Annotated in this window: 13 protein-coding genes, 1 tRNA gene and 1 pseudogene; 2 read left to right on the forward strand and 13 right to left on the reverse strand. The window is 70.2% G+C overall.

Features of this window, described 5'->3' with window-relative positions; all coding sequences use genetic code 11:
* From AX709_RS07820 to AX709_RS07840, 5 genes are all read right to left on the reverse strand, one after another.
* On the reverse strand, positions 1–599 hold a 599-nt coding region (locus AX709_RS07820; RefSeq protein WP_156454197.1), incomplete at its 3' end, for a serine hydrolase domain-containing protein.
* Positions 596–1657, reverse strand: coding sequence for a GTP cyclohydrolase II (gene ribA, locus AX709_RS07825; protein WP_066548466.1), 1062 nt, complete (start codon positions 1655–1657; stop codon positions 596–598). The genes ribA and AX709_RS07820, both read right to left, overlap by 4 nt.
* On the reverse strand, positions 1654–2448 hold the full coding sequence (locus AX709_RS07830) for an exodeoxyribonuclease III (RefSeq protein WP_066548468.1): 795 nt from the start codon (positions 2446–2448) through the stop codon (positions 1654–1656). The genes ribA and AX709_RS07830 overlap by 4 nt, the downstream gene beginning before the upstream one ends.
* A 248-nt stretch (positions 2449–2696) precedes the next feature.
* Positions 2697–3326: a LolA family protein gene (locus AX709_RS07835; RefSeq protein WP_066548505.1), complete on the reverse strand. Its 630-nt coding sequence runs from the start codon at positions 3324–3326 to the stop codon at positions 2697–2699.
* 78 nt (positions 3327–3404) lie between these two features.
* The gene (locus tag AX709_RS07840) at positions 3405–5744 is read right to left on the reverse strand and encodes a DNA translocase FtsK (RefSeq protein ID WP_066548470.1); all 2340 of its coding nucleotides are present in this window, start codon (positions 5742–5744) and stop codon (positions 3405–3407) included.
* A gap of 128 nt (positions 5745–5872) precedes the next feature.
* Here AX709_RS07840 and AX709_RS07845 point away from each other — a divergent pair, with 128 nt between their 5' ends.
* Entirely contained in the window at positions 5873–7090 is a 1218-nt protein-coding gene (locus tag AX709_RS07845; protein WP_066548472.1) for an FAD-dependent monooxygenase, read from the forward strand.
* 482 nt (positions 7091–7572) lie between these two features.
* On the opposite strand, the gene AX709_RS07850 is transcribed toward AX709_RS07845, so the two are convergent.
* The 3 genes from AX709_RS07850 to AX709_RS07860 are packed head-to-tail and all read right to left on the reverse strand — an operon-like array spanning position 7573 to position 9259.
* Entirely contained in the window at positions 7573–7761 is a 189-nt protein-coding gene (locus AX709_RS07850) for a Trm112 family protein (RefSeq protein ID WP_066548474.1), read from the reverse strand.
* Complete coding sequence (locus AX709_RS07855) at positions 7758–8366, reverse strand: LON peptidase substrate-binding domain-containing protein (protein WP_066477209.1); 609 nt, start codon at positions 8364–8366, stop codon at positions 7758–7760. Before AX709_RS07855 ends, AX709_RS07850 begins: the two co-directional genes overlap by 4 nt.
* Entirely contained in the window at positions 8363–9259 is an 897-nt protein-coding gene (locus AX709_RS07860; RefSeq protein WP_066477207.1) for a tetratricopeptide repeat protein, read from the reverse strand. The genes AX709_RS07855 and AX709_RS07860 overlap by 4 nt, the downstream gene beginning before the upstream one ends.
* Positions 9260–9457: 198 nt before the next feature.
* On the opposite strand from AX709_RS07860, the gene AX709_RS07865 reads away from it, so the two are divergent.
* Positions 9458–9532, forward strand: a tRNA-Gly gene (locus tag AX709_RS07865).
* 131 nt (positions 9533–9663) lie between these two features.
* Here the strand turns inward: AX709_RS07865 and AX709_RS07870 are convergent.
* From AX709_RS07870 to AX709_RS18890, 5 genes and pseudogenes are all read right to left on the reverse strand, one after another.
* Entirely contained in the window at positions 9664–10998 is a 1335-nt protein-coding gene (locus AX709_RS07870) for a sugar porter family MFS transporter (RefSeq protein WP_082731678.1), read from the reverse strand.
* Positions 10995–12065: an SGNH/GDSL hydrolase family protein gene (locus AX709_RS07875; RefSeq protein WP_066548480.1), complete on the reverse strand. Its 1071-nt coding sequence runs from the start codon at positions 12063–12065 to the stop codon at positions 10995–10997. Before AX709_RS07875 ends, AX709_RS07870 begins: the two co-directional genes overlap by 4 nt.
* Positions 12062–15514 (reverse strand): glycoside hydrolase family 2 protein, encoded by a 3453-nt coding sequence (locus AX709_RS07880; RefSeq protein WP_231727458.1) that lies wholly within the window; start codon positions 15512–15514, stop codon positions 12062–12064. Before AX709_RS07880 ends, AX709_RS07875 begins: the two co-directional genes overlap by 4 nt.
* Before the next feature lie 54 nt (positions 15515–15568).
* On the reverse strand, positions 15569–16426 hold the full coding sequence (locus AX709_RS07885) for an SMP-30/gluconolactonase/LRE family protein (RefSeq protein ID WP_066548501.1): 858 nt from the start codon (positions 16424–16426) through the stop codon (positions 15569–15571).
* Positions 16423–16793, reverse strand: a pseudogene (locus tag AX709_RS18890) (glucose/galactose MFS transporter); the annotation flags it as partial. The pseudogene AX709_RS18890 and the gene AX709_RS07885, both read right to left, overlap by 4 nt.

A 16793-nucleotide genomic window follows, 5' to 3' on the forward strand; every position in this document is an offset into this window, starting at 1 on the left:
GCCGTGCCGGGCGGATAACCGCCCGAAGCAGGCGCGCTGACCGCCGCGGTGTGGTTGAGCAGCTGGCGCAACGTCGCATGGGCGTGGGCCGGCGCCTCGGCCCCGACGGGCAACTGCCACCGCTTGAGATACCGGTTGATGTCGCGATCGAGCGCCAGCTCGCCGCGGTCGACCGCCTGCATCGCCAGCGTCGCGGCGAAGGACTTGCTGATCGATGCGGCCTGGAACGCGGTGTCGGGCCGTACCGGTGCGCATGTCGCCATGTCGGCGATGCCGAACCCCTCCGCCCAGGCGAGCCTGCCCCCCCGGATCACCGCGATGCTGACCCCGGCGATCTTCAGCTCGGCCATTCGCCGGCGCAGATCGACCCTTCGGCTTTGCGTGCCGACCAGCCGGGGCGGCAACGCTGCCACGATTGCGCGCGCGTCGGGGGGAAGCGCGGCGGGCAACGCCCAGTCGCAGCGGCGGGCCGCGTCGAGTGCGGGCAGGCCCTCGGGCAGATCCCCGGCGCGAGCCATCCCGCCCGCCGCCGAGACGAGGATCGCACCGGTGATCGCTGCCCTGCCCAGCCGCACGGCCACCGATACCAACCGGCTCAAAGCTGGTGTCCGGTGCGGTCGCGCTTGGTCGCGAGATAGCGTTCGTTATGCGGGTTGGCGGGCAGTTTGTGGGGGACGCGTTCGGCCACGTCGATCCCGGCGGCAGCCAATGCCGCGACCTTGTCCGGATTGTTGGTCAGCAACCGGATGCGCCGCTGGCCGAGCAGCGTCAGCATCCGCGCCGCGACCCGGAAATCGCGCGCATCGACCGCGAAGCCCAGCCGGGTGTTGGCGTCGACGGTGTCGAAGCCCTGATCCTGCAACGCATAGGCGCGCAGCTTGTTGATCAGGCCGATGCCGCGCCCTTCCTGGCGCAGATAGATCAGGATGCCCCAGCCGCCATCCCGCATCGCCCGCAGCGCCGCGTCGAGCTGGGGCCCGCAATCGCATTTGAGCGATCCGAACACGTCGCCGGTCAGGCATTCGCTGTGGACGCGCACCAGCGGCGGATTGCCGTCCGGTCGACCGATGACCAGCGCGACATGCTCGCCGGGCGCATCGGGGGTGCGGAACGCCACGATCTCCGCATCGTCGGCCGCGCCGACCGGGAGTCGCGCGCGCGTTGCGATCCGCAACGTCGCCGCATCCTCGAACGCCGCGATCGCGCGGGCCGTCACTGCCTCGAACCCGCCGCCGCCGGGACGTACGAAGAATGCCGGCAGGATGCCCGCGATCCGCGCGAGCCGGAGCGCGGCGGCGGCGGCATCGACCTCCGGCGTCGCGACCGCGCGGAACGGTCCTTTAAGCGGCGTGCCGAGATCGAATTGCGGATCGGCGATCGCGGTCGCGCATGGGTGGTCGATCCATGGCGCGCGCACGATCGTCACCGGCTGGTCGGGATCGGCGGCGTCGCGCTGGTTGGCGAGCCGGAGCGTCGCGGCCCGCCCGGCGGAGACCAGCACGTTGGCCGTACCGGCGGGGTCGAACGCGGTCAGCGCGTCGGCATCCGATGTTTCCAGCGGTAACACGCTCAGTGCGCCTGCGTCGCCCGCGACGTCGATCGCCCACCCCCGGCGCAGCGCGTCGATCGCGCGCGAAACGTCGCGCTGCGTGGTCACAGGGCAAACTCGGTGACGATCGGCACATGGTCCGACGGCTTCAGCCAGCCGCGGCAGTCCTCATGCACGCGATGCGCGACCGCCTGCGCTGCGACATCGGCGCTCGCCCACATATGATCGAGCCGGCGGCCGCGATCGGAAGCCTGCCAGTCCTTCGCGCGATAGCTCCACCAGGTATAGAGCCGCTGCGGCGGCGGCACGAAGCGGCGGCCGAGGTCGACCCAGTCGTTTGCCCGCTGTAGCCGGCCGAGCGCCGCGACCTCGACCGGGGTGTGGCTGACCACGTCGAGCAGCTGCTTGTGGCTCCACACGTCGCATTCCAGCGGCGCGATGTTGAAATCGCCGACCAGCAAAGTCGGCACGCCGCCCAGCCCTTCCGACCAGCGCGTCATCCGTTCGACGAAATCCAGCTTCTGGCCGAATTTCGGGTTGAGCTCGCGATCGGGAATGTCGCCGCCCGCCGGGACATAGACATTCTCGAGCCGCAGGCCGTTTCCCAGCCGCACGCCGATATGCCGCGCCTCGCCATTGGCCTGCCAGTCGAGCCGGTCGTCTTCTGCCAGCGGCACGCGGCTGATCACCGCGACCCCGTGGTGCATCCGCTGGCCGTTGATCGCGATGTGGCGATAGCCGAGCGTGTGGAACGGCGCGTGCGGAAAATCGCCGTCGATGACCTTGGTTTCCTGGAGGCACAGGATGTCGGGTTGCGACTCGCGCAGGAACCGTTCGACGATGTCGAGGCGGAAGCGGACGGAATTGATGTTCCACGATGCGATCTTGAGCGTGCCCATGCCGCGCCGATGTAATCGGGCGGCGTGAATTGCGCCAGCGCCGCGCCCAAGTCGTCTGGCACGACTTCCCGACGTCGCCGCCACCAACGAAAAGGCCCCCGCTCCGGGGGCAAGGAGCGAGGGCCGACCGAGCGTTCGTCACGCAGGGCGGGAAACGCGGGGGCCGGTCAACAGGGGGGAATCCCGGCCGGGGCGCTTCCACTCCCACTATGTAGGGTGCGAAAGCTGTCGCGCAAATGAACGGCCGGTCAATTTGGCCGTGTGCGGCTCGTCGGGTCGCGCCAGCGGAACGTGTTATCGGAAACCGGGACGTTGAATCGCGTGTTCGACAGGCGGATCGTCGTGCGGTTGTTCTGGGCATCGAGCGCGACCCAGCCCTGCAAGCGAAGCCCGCCGGGCGACGCCGCGTCGCGTGCGAAGATCATGTCGATACGCCCATATTCGGGATGCTTGGGATCATAGGCCTCGACCCGGATGACGCGCGAATCGCCGGTCGGCAGCACGCGCGCGAATTTGGACGGGTCGCGCGCAGGATTGAGCAGAATGCCGAGCGGCGATTCCCCGATCGGCCAGCGCTGTTTCTGGCGCACCTGATAATCGAGGAAATAAAGCGCCTTGCCATCGCCGACGATCAGGATCGGCACGCCCTTTTCATATTGAAAGCGGATCCGGCCCGGCTTCTTGAGTGTGAGCGTGCCGGTCAGCACCTTGCCCGCGCGGTCAGTCTGGCTGAAGGCGGCGACCATGGTGTCGACCGCGGCGAGATGCCGCTGAACGGAAGCGAGATCGCCGGTCGGCTGGGCAAGCGCGGGGAGCGCGACCGGCAATGCGGCGACGGCGGCCAGCGGCGCGAGGCGGAGGAGAAGGATGGGGGACATGCGGCTCCGGATCATGGTTCGGGCGTAGGTTGGGGGGCTTGAACGCGCGGTGAACCCGCCCGGTTGCCAGGTTGGGGCCTAATTCAACGGTCGCCCGTCCTCGTCCATCAGCACCTCGCGGCGGCCGACATGGTCGGGGCGGGAGACGAGCCCTTCCTTTTCCATCCGCTCGATCAGCCGCGCGGCGCTGTTGTAGCCGATCCGCATCTGGCGCTGCAGCCAGCTGGTCGAGGCCTTCTGGCTCGACGCGACGAAGGAGATAGCCTGGCGATATTGCTGGTCCTCCGGGCTGTCGCCGCCGACCGGCGACCCGTCGAGTGCAAAGCCGCCCTCTTCGGGCTCCTCGGTGACGGCGGTGATGTAATCGGGCTCGCCCTGCGCGCGCCAGTGCTCGGCCACCGCCTGCACTTCGTCATCCGACACGAACGGGCCGTGGACGCGCGCCAGCTGCTTGCCGCCGGGCATGTAGAGCATGTCACCGCGGCCGAGCAGCTGTTCGGCACCCTGTTCGCCCAGAATGGTGCGCGAATCGATCTTGCTGGTGACGTGGAAGCTGATTCGCGTCGGCAGGTTCGCCTTGATGACCCCGGTGATGACGTCGACCGAGGGGCGCTGCGTCGCCATGATCAGATGGATGCCCGCCGCGCGCGCCTTTTGCGCCAGGCGCTGGATCAGGAACTCGACTTCCTTGCCCGCGGTCATCATCAGGTCGGCGAGCTCGTCGACGATGATGACGATCTGCGGCAGCGGCTGGAGGTCGAGCGTCTCCTCCTCATAGATCGGCTTGCCGGTGTCGGGATCGTAGCCGGTCTGGACGCGGCGGCCGAGCGTCTGGCCCTTGGCGCGGGCGGCGCGCACCTTGTCGTTAAAGCTGGCGAGGCTGCGCACATTGACGCTCGCCATCATGCGATAGCGTTCCTCCATCTGCTCGACCGCCCATTTCAGCGCGCGCACCGCCTTGGGCGGATCGGTGACGACGTCGGCGAGCAGGTGCGGAATCCCCTTGTACATGCTGAGTTCCAGCATCTTGGGGTCGATCATGATCATCCGGCACTGATCGGGCGTCAGCCGGTAGAGCAGCGACAGGATCATGCAGTTGAGCCCGACCGACTTGCCCGAGCCGGTGGTGCCGGCAACGAGCAGGTGGGGCATCGGGGCAAGGTCGGCGATGACGGGATCGCCGGCGATGTTCTTGCCCAGCACCATCGGCAGCTGCGCGCCCTGTTCCTCGAACTGCTGGCTGCCGACCAGCTCGTGCAGGCTGACCATCTCGCGCTTGGCATTGGGCAGCTCGATGCCGATCACGCTGCGGCCCGGAATGGTGGCGACGCGCGCCGAGATCGCCGACATGTTGCGCGCGATGTCGTCGGCGAGCTGGATCACCCGGCTCGCCTTGATCCCCGCCGCGGGCTCGAATTCGTACATGGTGACGACCGGGCCGGGCGAGACCTTCACGATCTGGCCCTTCACATGGAAATCGTCGAGCACGCTTTCGAGCAGCCGCGAGTTGCGTTCCAGCGCGGCCTTGTCCGCGACAGGACTGGCGCGTTCGGGCGCGGGCTTGAGCAGATCGAGCGGCGGCAGGCGATAATTGTCGCGCAGGTCGAGCGATTCCTGCTGGGGCTTGGGCCGGGCGGTCGACGGCGGCAGCGCGCGGTCGGCGATGACCGGGCCGGGGCGCGGATCAGGCCGCGCGACCTTGCGCGGGGCGCTGATCAGCGGCAGATCGTCGTGCAGGTCGTCCTCCACATCGCCGCGCCCGCGCCGCATCGGCTCGGCATCGGCGTCGCCGGTATCTCGGCGCACGCGTGGCGCCGGCAGGCGCGGCATCCGCCAGCGCGCCTCCGGCCATTCGATCGTCAGCCCGCGCCCCCACAGCACGACGCCGGCGATCGCCACCGCCACGGCCACGCCGCGATTGGTCCAGGTGACCGCGACCGGATCGGGGATGAATCCGACGACCCACTGGATCAGCGACGCGATTGAAAAGCCGATGACGCCGCCCCAGCCCGCGGGCAGGCTCTGCACCGACGCCGTCGAAACGAAGGCGAGCGCAGTGCCCATCAGCGCCACGCCGATCAGGCAGTCGCGCAGCATCCGCCCCCACGGCCCGACCGGCACGTCGCGCCACATCCGCGCCGCCAGGATCGGCCCGAGCGGCAGCACCAGCGCCACCGCGACGCCGAACACCATCAGCAACAGGTCGGCGAGCCACGCCCCGACCACGCCGGCGCGGTTGGCGACTTCCGGGCCCGCCACCGTGCTGAACGACGCGTCGCCCGGATGATAGGAGGCGAGCGCGACCGCCGCGAGCAGCGTCAGCGCGAACAGCGCCAGCGCGCCGAGCATGACCATGCTGCGCCGCGCACCGGCCTTCATCGAATCGCGCCACAAACTGGGCGGCGTGCGGCTCGCCATCGCGAAACCCCCCGGGGAAAAACTGGAAACCGGCACGGAGTCTCGCTTTGTTCGCGCGTGGCGTCAAGCCGATGCGGGGATGCAACGCCCGTATTGGCAGCGTGGCCGCGCGGCTCTAGACCGCGGGGATGGACCGTGCTGACCTGCTTATCCTTGGCGGCGGACTGGTGGGCAGCGCGCTCGCCGTCGCGCTCGACGCCCATGGCCTGACCGCGATCGTCGTCGATCCGGCCGATCCGGCGGCGACGCTCGCCCCCGATTTCGACGGCCGCGCATCGGCGATTTCCAGCGCGTCGCACCGGATGCTGGGCGCGATCGGCGTTGCCGACCGCATGGCGGGCAAGGGGTCCGAGATCCGCGCGATCCGCGCCAGCGACGGCCTGGCCCCCGGCGCGCTCGATTTCGTCGCCGGCGCGGACGACGATGCGCTGGGCACGATGTACGAGAACCGCGTGCTGCGCTCCGCGCTGCATGACGCGGTGCAGGCGGCCGGCGGGGTCGAGCTGCGGTCGCGACGACGCGCGGTCGACGTGGTGCGCGATGCCCATGGCGTGCGCGCCACCCTTGACGACGGCAGCGAAGTCGCCGCGCGGCTGGTGGTTGCCGCCGACGGCCGCGGATCGCCGATGCGCGAGGCGGCGGGGATCAAGGTCGCGCGCTGGACCTATGACCATGCCGCGATGATCACCGCGTTCCATCACGAACGCCCGCACGACCATGTCGCGTTCGAGATCTTCTATCCCGAAGGGCCGTTCGCGATCCTGCCGCTGAACGACGACGAACATGGCCACCGCTCCGCACTGGTGTGGACGGTCAAGGCCGCTGATCAGCCCGGCATGTTCAAGCTGTCCGACCGCGCCTGGCTGGCCGAAGCCGAAAAGCGCATGGGCGGCGTGCTCGGCCGGCTCGACCGGCTGGCGCCGCGGTCGAGCTATCCGCTCGGCTTTCACCATACCGCGCGCCTGACCGCAGAGCGGCTGGCGCTGGTGGGCGACGCCGGCCACGGCATCCACCCGATCGCGGGCCAGGGGGTCAATCTGGGCTTTCGCGATGCCGCGGCACTGGTCGAGGTGCTGGTGGAGGGCATGCGCATCGGCCTGGACCCCGGCGATGCCGAGCTGCTCAAGCGGTATGAGCGCTGGCGCAGCCTCGACACCTTCATGGTCGCGCTCGCCACCGACAGCCTCAACCGCATCTATGGCGTACCGGGCCGCGTGGCGTCGGCGATCCGCCGGTTCGGCATGTCCGCGATCCAGCGCATGCCGCCGGTCAAGAACCGGCTGATGGCCGAAGCCCGGGGCGAATCGGGCGCGCTGCCGCGGCTGTTGCAGGGCATGACCGTCTGAACGCCACACGTCGTCGCGGGCGAAGTTGCGGAAGTTGCGGGCTGTGCGATGTTCGTTCGGGGTGCGCGCAAAGCGTGGGCGCGCTTCGACTTCGGTCGGAGCGAACGTGGATCCATTGACGCCGAAAGATCGCTGGGCCGGGGCATCGCGACGGGTCTGACTGACGGCGGGCGAGTAGGACAGCCTTTCACGGGCAGGATGACGGCTAATTAAGGCGCTCTCCAGAGAGTCTGGGCCCGGATTTTTCTGTCACCCCGGCCTTGTGCCGGGGTCCACCGCGCCGCAAAGCGCCGTCGCGCGCCGGTTGGAGCCGAACCAATGCGCGGTGCAAGGGAAGCGCGCCGATCATGGACCGTGCGGGTCGCACGGTGGACCCCGGCACGAGGCCGGGGTGACGACTAAAAAGGTGGCTGGGCCTTCCGATCATTCCCGTTCCCGGTCAGCCGCTCGGGATGAGCGGGACCGGGAAACAGGATCGCACGCTAATCCCCCAGGGCCCGCGCTTCCTCGACCAGCATCACCGGCACGCCATGGTGGATCGGGAAAGCGAGGCCCGCGGCGTCGGACACCAGTTCGTCGCGCGCGGCATCGTGGCGCAGCGGGGTGCGGGTCACCGGGCAGACCAGGATCGACAGCAGCCAGGGATCGAGCGGCGCGGCGGGCGCGGTCATTGCAGCGTCGCGGCGCCGTCGTCGCCGTAACGACCGAAGAACTGCATGAGCTGGACGATCAGCTCGGCGCGCGCCGACAGTGAGTGGGCCTCCAGCAGTGCCTGTTTCGACGCGATGTCGAACGGCGCGATCTGGGCAATGCCGTTGACCAGTGCCTCGTCGTCGAGCCGCCCGACCGCTTCCCAGTCGACCGCATAGCCCTGGGCCTCCGCGAATCGGCGCGATTCGAGCTCGAGCGACGACCGCTCGCCCAGCGCCAGCGATTCATCGGCACCGACAGGCTCCAGCTCGGCCTCGACCTGACGAAAGGGGGTCGCAACGTCGAGCTCGCGCAGGATGCGGAAGCGCGCGGTGCCCTGAAGCACGATGTCGTAGCGGCCGTCGGCCAGCGCCTCGACATCGATGATCTGGCCGAGGCAGCCAACCTCGAACAGCGGCGGCGGCTCGCCCGGTCCGCGCGGCTGGACCATCCCGATGCGCCGGTCGCGGGCGAGCGCGTCGCTGACCAGCGCGCGATAGCGCGGTTCGAAGATATGCAGCGGCAGGTGCATGCGCGGGAACAGGAGCGCGCCGCCCAGCGGGAAAACCGAGATGCGCTGGCTCATCCGAACAGGATCGCCGACAGGCGACGGCGCTGGGCGGAAACCCACGGATCCTCGAGCCCGACGACTTCGAACAGCTTGAGCAGTCGTTGGCGGGCGGCGCCATCATTCCATTCGCGCTCGGCGGCGATGATCGCGAGCAACGTGTCGGCCGCGGCTTCGCGGTCGCCCGCCGCCATGTAACCGCCGGCCAGTTCATAACGCAGCGCGAGATCGTCGGGCGCGGCCGCCGAACGCCGGGCGAGCGCGGCAAGGTCGTCGACCGGCTGCGCCTCACGCGCCAGCGACAATGCGGCACGCGCGCGATCGACCTCGGGTGCCCTGGCGGCTTCGTCGGGAAGCTCGGCGAGCGCGGCCTCCGCCTCATCGAACCGGCCGAGCAGCACGAGCGCGCGCGCCCGGCCCGATGCGACCGCGGGGTCGGCGGGTGCCATGTCGGCGATCTGGTCGAAGATCGCGAGCGCGCGTTCGCCGTCGCCGCCGGCCAGCACATCCTCCCCCATCGCGATCAGCGGCTCGATCTCGGCTTCGACCGACGCGGCCTCGCTTTGCACGGGCAGCTGGCGCAGCAGCTGGTCGAGCATCGCCTTCAGCTGCGATTCGGTGCGCGCGGGCGTCAGGTCGGCGACGAGCTGGCCCTGGAACATCGCATAGACGGTCGGAATCGAGCGGATCTGGAATTGCGCGGCGATGAACTGGTTCTTGTCTGTATCGATCTTGGCGAGCACGACGCCCTTGCCGGCATAGTCGGCGGCGACCTTCTCCAGCACGGGGGCCAGCGCCTTGCACGGCCCGCACCATTCCGCCCAGAAATCGATGATGACGAGTTGCGTCATCGACGGTTCGACGACGTCGCGGCGGAAATTCTCGACCGCCTCGCGTTCGGCGGCGGACATGCCCAGCGTAGCCAAGAGACACTCCCTTGCGGATGATTGCGGTGAATTGCGGCAACGCCCCATGTGGGCGCATCGCCGCGCCAAGCCAAGCCCTTTTGCCGAATCGCACCGGGGGGTTGCGGACCCCGGCGACCGATGCTAGAGGCCGCCGCCTTGACGGAGCCGGTCGGCCACGCCACCGGACACCCAAGCGCCAGAGCGGGCGTAGCTCAGGGGTAGAGCACAACCTTGCCAAGGTTGGGGTCGAGGGTTCGAATCCCTTCGCCCGCTCCAGGATTTTTCATGACTTGCCGGAAATTCTTCCCCGCCGGGGGCTCGCCTGTGCGCAGGCACGCGCGTGCCAGTCGGCGCGCGGATGCCCGGCGGATTGCGGTGCCTGGCCGGACAGCAGCGCCCGGCCGCGGTCACGCCCCCTGATCGATCGTCCGGCCCTTGGTTTCCGGAAACAGGCGCGCGACGAGCAGCGACTGGAGCAGCATGAAGCCGGCAAAGGCGAAGAAGGGCGCGGCGGCCGAGGCGGCGGCGATCGGCGGATAGACCCAGGCGATCAGCGCGTTGAGCAGCCAGTGCGTCCCCGCACCCAGCGCCGCCCCCTGGGCGCGCACCGGTTGCGGGAAGATTTCGGACAGATAGACCCAGATCACCGCGCCCTGGCTGAGCCCGAACGACAGGATGAACAGGACCAGCGACGGCAGCAGCAGCGCCGGGCCGAGCCACCCGGCCTGGACGAGGCCGGTCAGCAGCAGCGCCACCGCGCAGCCCAGCCCGCCTGCGACGAGCAGCGCCTTGCGCCCCGCCCGGTCGATCAGCGCCATGCCGAGCAGCGTGGCGACCAGGTTGCACAGCCCGATCGCCACCGCCTGACGATCGGCCGACAGGCTGCTGAATCCCGCCGCGGTGAAAACGTCGTTCAGATAATAGAGGATCGCATTGATCCCCGAGAGCTGGTTGAAGCTGGCGAGCCCGATCGCGAGCAGGATCGGGCGGCGATGCCGCCGGAAGCTCAACGGCTCGCGCGCCAGGCTCGCCGGCGCGTCCTGCCGGGTGGCAATCTCGATACCGAGGCGTGCGGCATGGGCATGCCCCTCCTCGACCCGGCCGCGGCCGATCAGCCAGCGCGGGCTGGTCGGCATCACCAGGGTCATCGCCAGCAGCAATGCCGCGGGGGCGACCGCGACCCCGAGCTTCCACCGCCAGACCGTCTCGGCCCCCGTCTGCGCCAGCAGCGCGTTCGACGCGTAGGCGGCAAGGATGCCGATGACGATGCAGAGCTGAAATGTCCCGACCAGCCGGCCGCGCAGCCGAGCGGGCGCCAGTTCGCTGATATAGACCGGTGCCAGCACCGAGGACGCGCCGATGGCGAGCCCGCCGATCAGGCGGGCGGCGGCAAAGGTGCGCTCGTCCCCCGCCAGGGCGGACGCAAGCGCGGAACCGAGATAGAGCAGCGCGGTGACCGCAAGCATCGCCCGGCTGCCGAAGCGATCGCCCAGCGGGCCGGCGACGAACGCGCCGACCAGCGTACCCCACAGCGCGATCGACACCGCGAACCCCAGCGCCGCGGGCGTCAGCTCGAACACGCGCACAAGGTCCTTGGTCACCCCGGCGATGACCGCGGTGTCGAAGCCGAACAGCAGTCCCGAAATCGCGGCGGCGGCGATGCCGAGCTTCACGCGCAGCGATATTGGCCCGGCCGGCGCCGCATCGGTCGGGGCAGCGGGGTGGACGGGATCGACAATCATGAATCGCCTTTCAGCGCGAGGGCGGTGGTGACGACCGTTTCGGCAAGCGCCTGATGGTCGCGAGCGGACGGATGGCGGTTGCAGCCGGCGAGCGTGAGGTCCGGAAAGCGCACGACGGCCGGCCGCAACGGGCGAAGCGCCTCGGCGACCTGGTCGACATCGGCCGCGAAGCGGGGACCGGCCATGAGGATGAAGCGCGCGCGGGGATGGGCGGCGTGCAGCCGTCCGACGAACGCGACATAACGCGCGCGATAGGCGCGGCGCAGGGCGGCCTCGTCGGCCCACGCCTCCCCCGCGCGCAGCGGGGTCGAGAAATCGTTGGTGCCCAGATTGACGACGATGAGCGCGGGGGAGGGTCGCGGCGCACCACGGTCGCCGGCCACGCCGGGCACAGCCCGGTCGTACAGGTCGGGCATCGCCTGAAACGGATGCCCGCCGTCGTAATTGCGCACCATGCCGCGACCGGAGACCGCGACAATGCGATAATCCATGTCGAGCCGGGCGGCGGCGAGCGGACCGAAGGCCAAGCCAGTATCGGTGGCGGCGAACACCTCGGCATCGTTGCAGCGCGCCTGTTCCAGCCGGTTGCCGTAGCCGACGGTGAACGAATCGCCGATGAATTCCACGACCGGGCGGGCGGCGCGCGGCGCCAGCGGCACCGCCGCGCCGCGTGCGAAGAACCCGCCGAACCGCGAGCCCGCGCCGCGCGCTTCGGTGACCTGTTCCAGCCGGATGACGTGATCGCCCGCCGGCAAGCCGCGCAGCCGCTCGACATGCCGCCCGGGGGCCTTCAGCAGCCCGACCTCGGCCCCGTCGACGCGCAGGCGCAGCCACTGCGTCGGCGCGTCGACGCGGAGGTCGATCGCCGTGCCGCGAAAGCGCCCCTCGAACCACGCCCCCGGCCAGCCAAAGGCGCGCCAGCCGGCCGCGTCGGCCCGCTCGCCCCCGATCGCATATGCGGGGACAGCGCGGACGGGCGCATCGGCACCGCCGAGAAGCAATGCGACGGCAGCCAGCGACAGCGCGGCCCTGCCCTGCGCGCGATCACGCCCCCGCGCGCCGGTCATTGCTCGCCCGGACGGGTCGTGCCGTCGGTTCGCGCGGGAAGCGACAGGTCGACGGCCGTATCGGCCACGTTCCAGCCCCGGACGCGAACCGCGGCGGGCGGCGCGCCGCTTTCGGGCCAGGCGATGCCGACCGTCCGCGTCTCGCCCGGAAACAGGGTCAGGTAATTGTCGTCATAATAGGCGGGCAGGATCCGCCCGCCATCGGCATCGACGAGCGTCAGCTTTACTTGGAGCGCGGGAACGGTCGACTCGTTGCGGATCGCCACGACGGCCCGCGCCGCGCCGGGCGCGGGCGGCGGCGCATCGAACGACAGGTGCGCGCGCGGCATGTCGTTGAGCGATCGAAGCGCCGCATCGGAGCCGGTGCGCCAGTAATCGTTGCGCGACACGATCCGCGGATCCCCGGCCCGTCGCAGTTCGAGGCGAACCAGCTCCACCTCGCCCGCCGCGAGCTTCGGCAGCGTGGCGTCGGCGAGCGGCCGGGTCGCCGACGCGGGGACGTCGGTCGCGAACTGGCGCTCCGACAACGGCCGCCCGTAGAGGCCCAAGCGCCGGACGGTCACCTGTGCCCCCGCAAGCGCAGTCGGCAGGCTGTTGACGACCGCCACCGCATCCTCGGGCTGGTTCAGCTGGACATGGACGGGCTCCGCCGCCGACTTGATCGCGTAGAAGCTGGCGTGCGTATCATAGTCATGGCTCAGCATCTGCCATTCGGTGCTCGGCCACGCCGGCTGGGTCATCCACAGGAGCCGCCCGGAATTGCGGGTGAACAGGCGCGCGTTCATCCCCTCGAAAATCGCGCGATGCGATTCGAAGTTGAGCAGCTGGGCCTTGCGCTCGAAGTCCTCGAGATCGGCGGGCGCGCCCAGCCGCTCGGTCATCGCGGCCATGAAGCCCGCGACGCTGCCGCCCCGCGCACTATGCCAGTCGTGATAGGCCCAGCTGTCGTTCGGCGGCCACTGGTCGGCCGCGGGCACCATCGCCCGGAACGCCTCCAGCGTCGGGAAGGAGGGGGTGCCGACCTCGGTCGAGAAGCCCTGTGCGAGATCGGTGAAATAGCGTTCCGGGCGCTGATAGTCCCACGGGCCGCTGTCCGCCATGTTCACCAAACGCGAGTTGCCGGTGTAATATCGCGTGCCGTCGATCGTGCGCACCAGCGCCTCGAGCCCCTCGTTCAGGACCGGCGGCGGCACGCCTTCGTTGCGGCCTAGCCACAGGACGATCGACGGATGATGGCGAAAGCGGCGGATCGTATCTTCCGCATTGGCCAGGAACAGCGCGGCGTCGCCGGGTTCGCCGTTATAATCCTGGGTGGAGATCCAGAAATCGTTGACGACCATGAGGCCATATTCGTCGGCGAGCGCGAACAGCGCCTCTTCCGTATTCTGCCCCACCCAGTTGCGGATCGTGTTGAGGTTGGCGTCGCGGTGCAGCCGGACATAGGGCTCGAGCCGCGCGCGATCGACCCGCTTCATCAGGTCGTCCATGCCCCAGTTCCCGCCCCGTACCGGGATTCGCACGCCGTTGACCCGCAGGATGAGATGCGGCGCGATGCCGTCCGCGGGCAACGCGCGCACCGCGGGCGACATCGCCGCATCGGGGCGCAACGACGCCGCCCAGCCGCCCGCGACCTTTCGGATGCCGCCATGACTGACATCGACGACGGCGCGATGATCGGCGCGCGTCGGGTGGAAGAGCACGCGCTGCAGCGCGCCGTCCGGCGCGACCAGCGACAGTTCGTACCCTACCTCGCGGATCCCGAAGCGGAGCTGCTTGCGATCGCTGCGCGTCGAACCGGCGGGCGTCACCACGACCGTCAGGTCGTGCAGGGTCGGCGCGCCGAAGCCGTTCGGCCACCACAGCGCGGGGTTGCGGATGCGCAGCGCGGGATGCGATGCCGGCGTCAGCGTCACGACCTGGTGTCCCGGCGCGACGGTGACGTCGGCCTCGATCCGCGCGGTGCCCGCCTGCACCTGCAGCTGCGCCGGCACCGGCGAGGCGGTACGGTTCTCAAGCGGGACCTCGACCGTCAGCTCGGCGACGCTGTTGTCGGGGAGCGGCAGGACGGTGCTGACGCTGGGATCGCCGATCGCGACGGGGCCCTGCGCCGCGATCACCACATTCTGCCAGATGCCGGTATTGCGGTCGCGAACCGTGGGAATCCAGTCCCACCCTTCGCTGGCGACGAAAGTCGGCCCGTCGATCGTCATCGCCCCGCCATTCTCGCCTGGGCCGGCCAGGACCGACTCCTCGTGCGGCAAACCGGGATGCGGTGGCGGCGAGATCCGGACCGCGAGCGCGTTGCGCCCCGCGCGTAGCACATCCGAGACATCGAACTGCCCGCGCCGGAACGCGCCCTTCACGGTGCCGAGCCGCACCCCGTTGAGCCAGATTTCGGCGGCGTAGTTGATTCCGTTGAAGGTGAGCGTCCTGAACGCCCCGCCGGTCAATGCCGACGCGTCGAATTCGGTGCGATACCAATAGTCCTGCCGCGCGAGATGCTCGGGAATGGCGAGGTTGTTGAGGCCGATCGTCGGGTCGGGATAGATGCCCGCCGCGACCATCGCGGTCAGGACGGTGCCGGGCACCCGCGCGGGAATCCAGCCCCCCGCGTCGAACCCGACGCGTGCGATCGACGCCCCGTCGGCGGCGACATCGGGTGCAGGACGCAGCCTCCAGCCGTCCAGCTCCCACCGGTCGTCGCCGAGCGCGCGGATCGCCCCGCGCGCATCCGTGGCGGTGGCCGCAACACGCGGTACGGCGGGCGGCGGCGGCGCGCCGACCGGTCGGGTCGCGGGCGGCTGGGGCACGGTCTGACCCATTTGCTGCCGGGTCTGGAGGGGCCAGGCGGGGCTGCCCGATTCATATTGCCAGTCCTCGTCGGGCGCTGCGGCTTGCGCCGGCGCCGTGGCGGGTTCGCGGACACCACCGTGCAGGCTGAGCTGCGCCAGCCGCCCGGCAAAGCCCGAACCGTCGCGCGCGCGCGGGGCCGCCTGGATCACGCCGCTGATCGGCACCGGCGCGCCGATCACAGCCGCCTCACGCCCGTCGACGTGGAGCCGGACCGAACGGCCATCCGACGCGAGCGCCAGCGCGTGCCAGCGCCCCGGCTGCACCCTGGCGCTGGACCGGTGCAGCGTGTCGCCGATGCGCACGCCGAATACCGTACCGTCGATCACGATCGCGGCCGCCGGCGATGGCGACGCGCCCGGCAGGCGCACGACGGTGGCGTCATTCGCGCCCGGCGCTTCGGCGCGAAGCTGCATCGTGAGCGTCCACGCCGCCAGTGGGGCGATTGCGGGCGCGGGCTGCTTCTCGATCCCGTCCGACGCCGGCGGAAAGCGGAGGTTGAACGGTCCGGCGACAACCCCGTCCGGCGCGCCGGAAGCGGGAATTGCGGTGCCCGCCAATGCCAGCGCCAAGAGCATCACCGTCAGCCGTGCACCCATCAACATTGTCCTGATCCCTGGTCGAAAGTCGCGGTGTGGCGGGCCCGGGCGGCGCTAGCCGGCATAGCGGTTCGCCGGGACGCCGCGAACGCCGGGGTCGGCACGGAAGATCGCGCCCGCCAGCGGCTCGTCGGGGCGGTCCTTGGCCGCGGTCGTGATGTAGAGCTGGTCGAGGTCGGCCCCGCCGAACGCGCAGTTGGTCACCCGCGACGCCGGCACCTCGATCGATCGCATCAGCGCGCCCGACGGATCGAAGCGGCTGACCCGGCCGCCATCCCAGTGGCACACCCACAGACAGTCGTCGGCATCGACGGTCATGCCGTCCGGTTTTCCCCAGCTCGGGTCGAAAGCGATGTGGACGGCGCAGGACGCGGTTCGCTGTGGATCGTCCAGCCGCAGCCGATAGACGAGGCCCAGCGGCGAATCGGCATGGTACAATAGCTGGCCGTCGCGACTGATCGCCGGGCCGTTGGGGACGGTATACCCCGTGTCGACGCGGACCGCATCACCCGCCGGATCGAAGCGGTAGAGCGCGCCGACGGGACGGTCCGCGGCGATGCGCATCGTCCCCGCCCAGATGTTGCCGTGCGCGTCGGCGCAGGCGTCGTTCAGCCGCATCTCCGGTTCATCGAGGCCGAACGCAGCGAGCGGCGTGCACCGGAACGGGTCGAGATCGATCACATGGACCCCCGACTGCAGTCCCGCGACGAAGCCGGGCGTGCCCTGGCGTTCGATCACCCAGCCGATCATTTCGGGCACATCCCAGGACGCGAGCGGGGGCGACGACGCGGCGCGCCAGCGGTTGAGCCGCCGCCCGAGGATGTCGACCCAGTAGAAGGCGTCGTCACGCGCGGACCACCAGGCGCCCTCGCCCAGCAGGCTGCGCACCTCGCCCGAGACGATCTCGATCATCGGGGCAGCCCCCGCCAGCGGTGCGCGCGCCAGGCAAAGAAGGCGACGCCGGCAAAACCGATCACAGGCACCACGAACGCGCTCGCGATGCCGCCGCGATCGGCGAGCATGCCGGCAATCAGCGGCAGGAACGCGCCGCCGGTGATCCCCATGACCAGCAGGCCCGACACCGCCGCGCGCGGTGCCGTCGCGCGTTCCAGCGCCAGGGTGAACACGGCGGGAAAGGTGATCGAGGTGAACAGGCCGATGGTCAGCGTCAGATAGCCGACCCATGCCCCCTCGAGCGTCAACGGGATGAGGCACAGCGCCGCGGCGGTCCCGGCGGTTGCCGTCAACAGCGCGCCGACCGGCACGCGCGTCATCACCG

It is taken from the genome of Sphingomonas sp. CCH15-F11, from assembly GCF_001557005.1.
In the GTDB taxonomy this organism is placed as follows: Bacteria; Pseudomonadota; Alphaproteobacteria; order Sphingomonadales; family Sphingomonadaceae; genus Sphingomonas.

Coding starts and splice junctions, on each gene's coding strand:
- AX709_RS07885 (WP_066548501.1), bottom strand. CDS start 16,426: ATGATCGAGATCGTCTCGGGCGAGGTGCGCAGCCTGCTGGGCGAGGGC.
- AX709_RS07855 (WP_066477209.1), bottom strand. CDS start 8,366: ATGAGCCAGCGCATCTCGGTTTTCCCGCTGGGCGGCGCGCTCCTGTTC.
- AX709_RS07875 (WP_066548480.1), bottom strand. CDS start 12,065: ATGACCGGCGCGCGGGGGCGTGATCGCGCGCAGGGCAGGGCCGCGCTG.
- AX709_RS07860 (WP_066477207.1), bottom strand. CDS start 9,259: ATGTCCGCCGCCGAACGCGAGGCGGTCGAGAATTTCCGCCGCGACGTC.
- AX709_RS07880 (WP_231727458.1), bottom strand. CDS start 15,514: ATGGGTGCACGGCTGACGGTGATGCTCTTGGCGCTGGCATTGGCGGGC.
- AX709_RS07870 (WP_082731678.1), bottom strand. CDS start 10,998: ATGATTGTCGATCCCGTCCACCCCGCTGCCCCGACCGATGCGGCGCCG.
- AX709_RS07830 (WP_066548468.1), bottom strand. CDS start 2,448: ATGGGCACGCTCAAGATCGCATCGTGGAACATCAATTCCGTCCGCTTC.
- AX709_RS07835 (WP_066548505.1), bottom strand. CDS start 3,326: ATGTCCCCCATCCTTCTCCTCCGCCTCGCGCCGCTGGCCGCCGTCGCC.
- AX709_RS07850 (WP_066548474.1), bottom strand. CDS start 7,761: ATGACCGCGCCCGCCGCGCCGCTCGATCCCTGGCTGCTGTCGATCCTG.
- AX709_RS07840 (WP_066548470.1), bottom strand. CDS start 5,744: ATGGCGAGCCGCACGCCGCCCAGTTTGTGGCGCGATTCGATGAAGGCC.
- AX709_RS07845 (WP_066548472.1), top strand. CDS start 5,873: ATGGACCGTGCTGACCTGCTTATCCTTGGCGGCGGACTGGTGGGCAGC.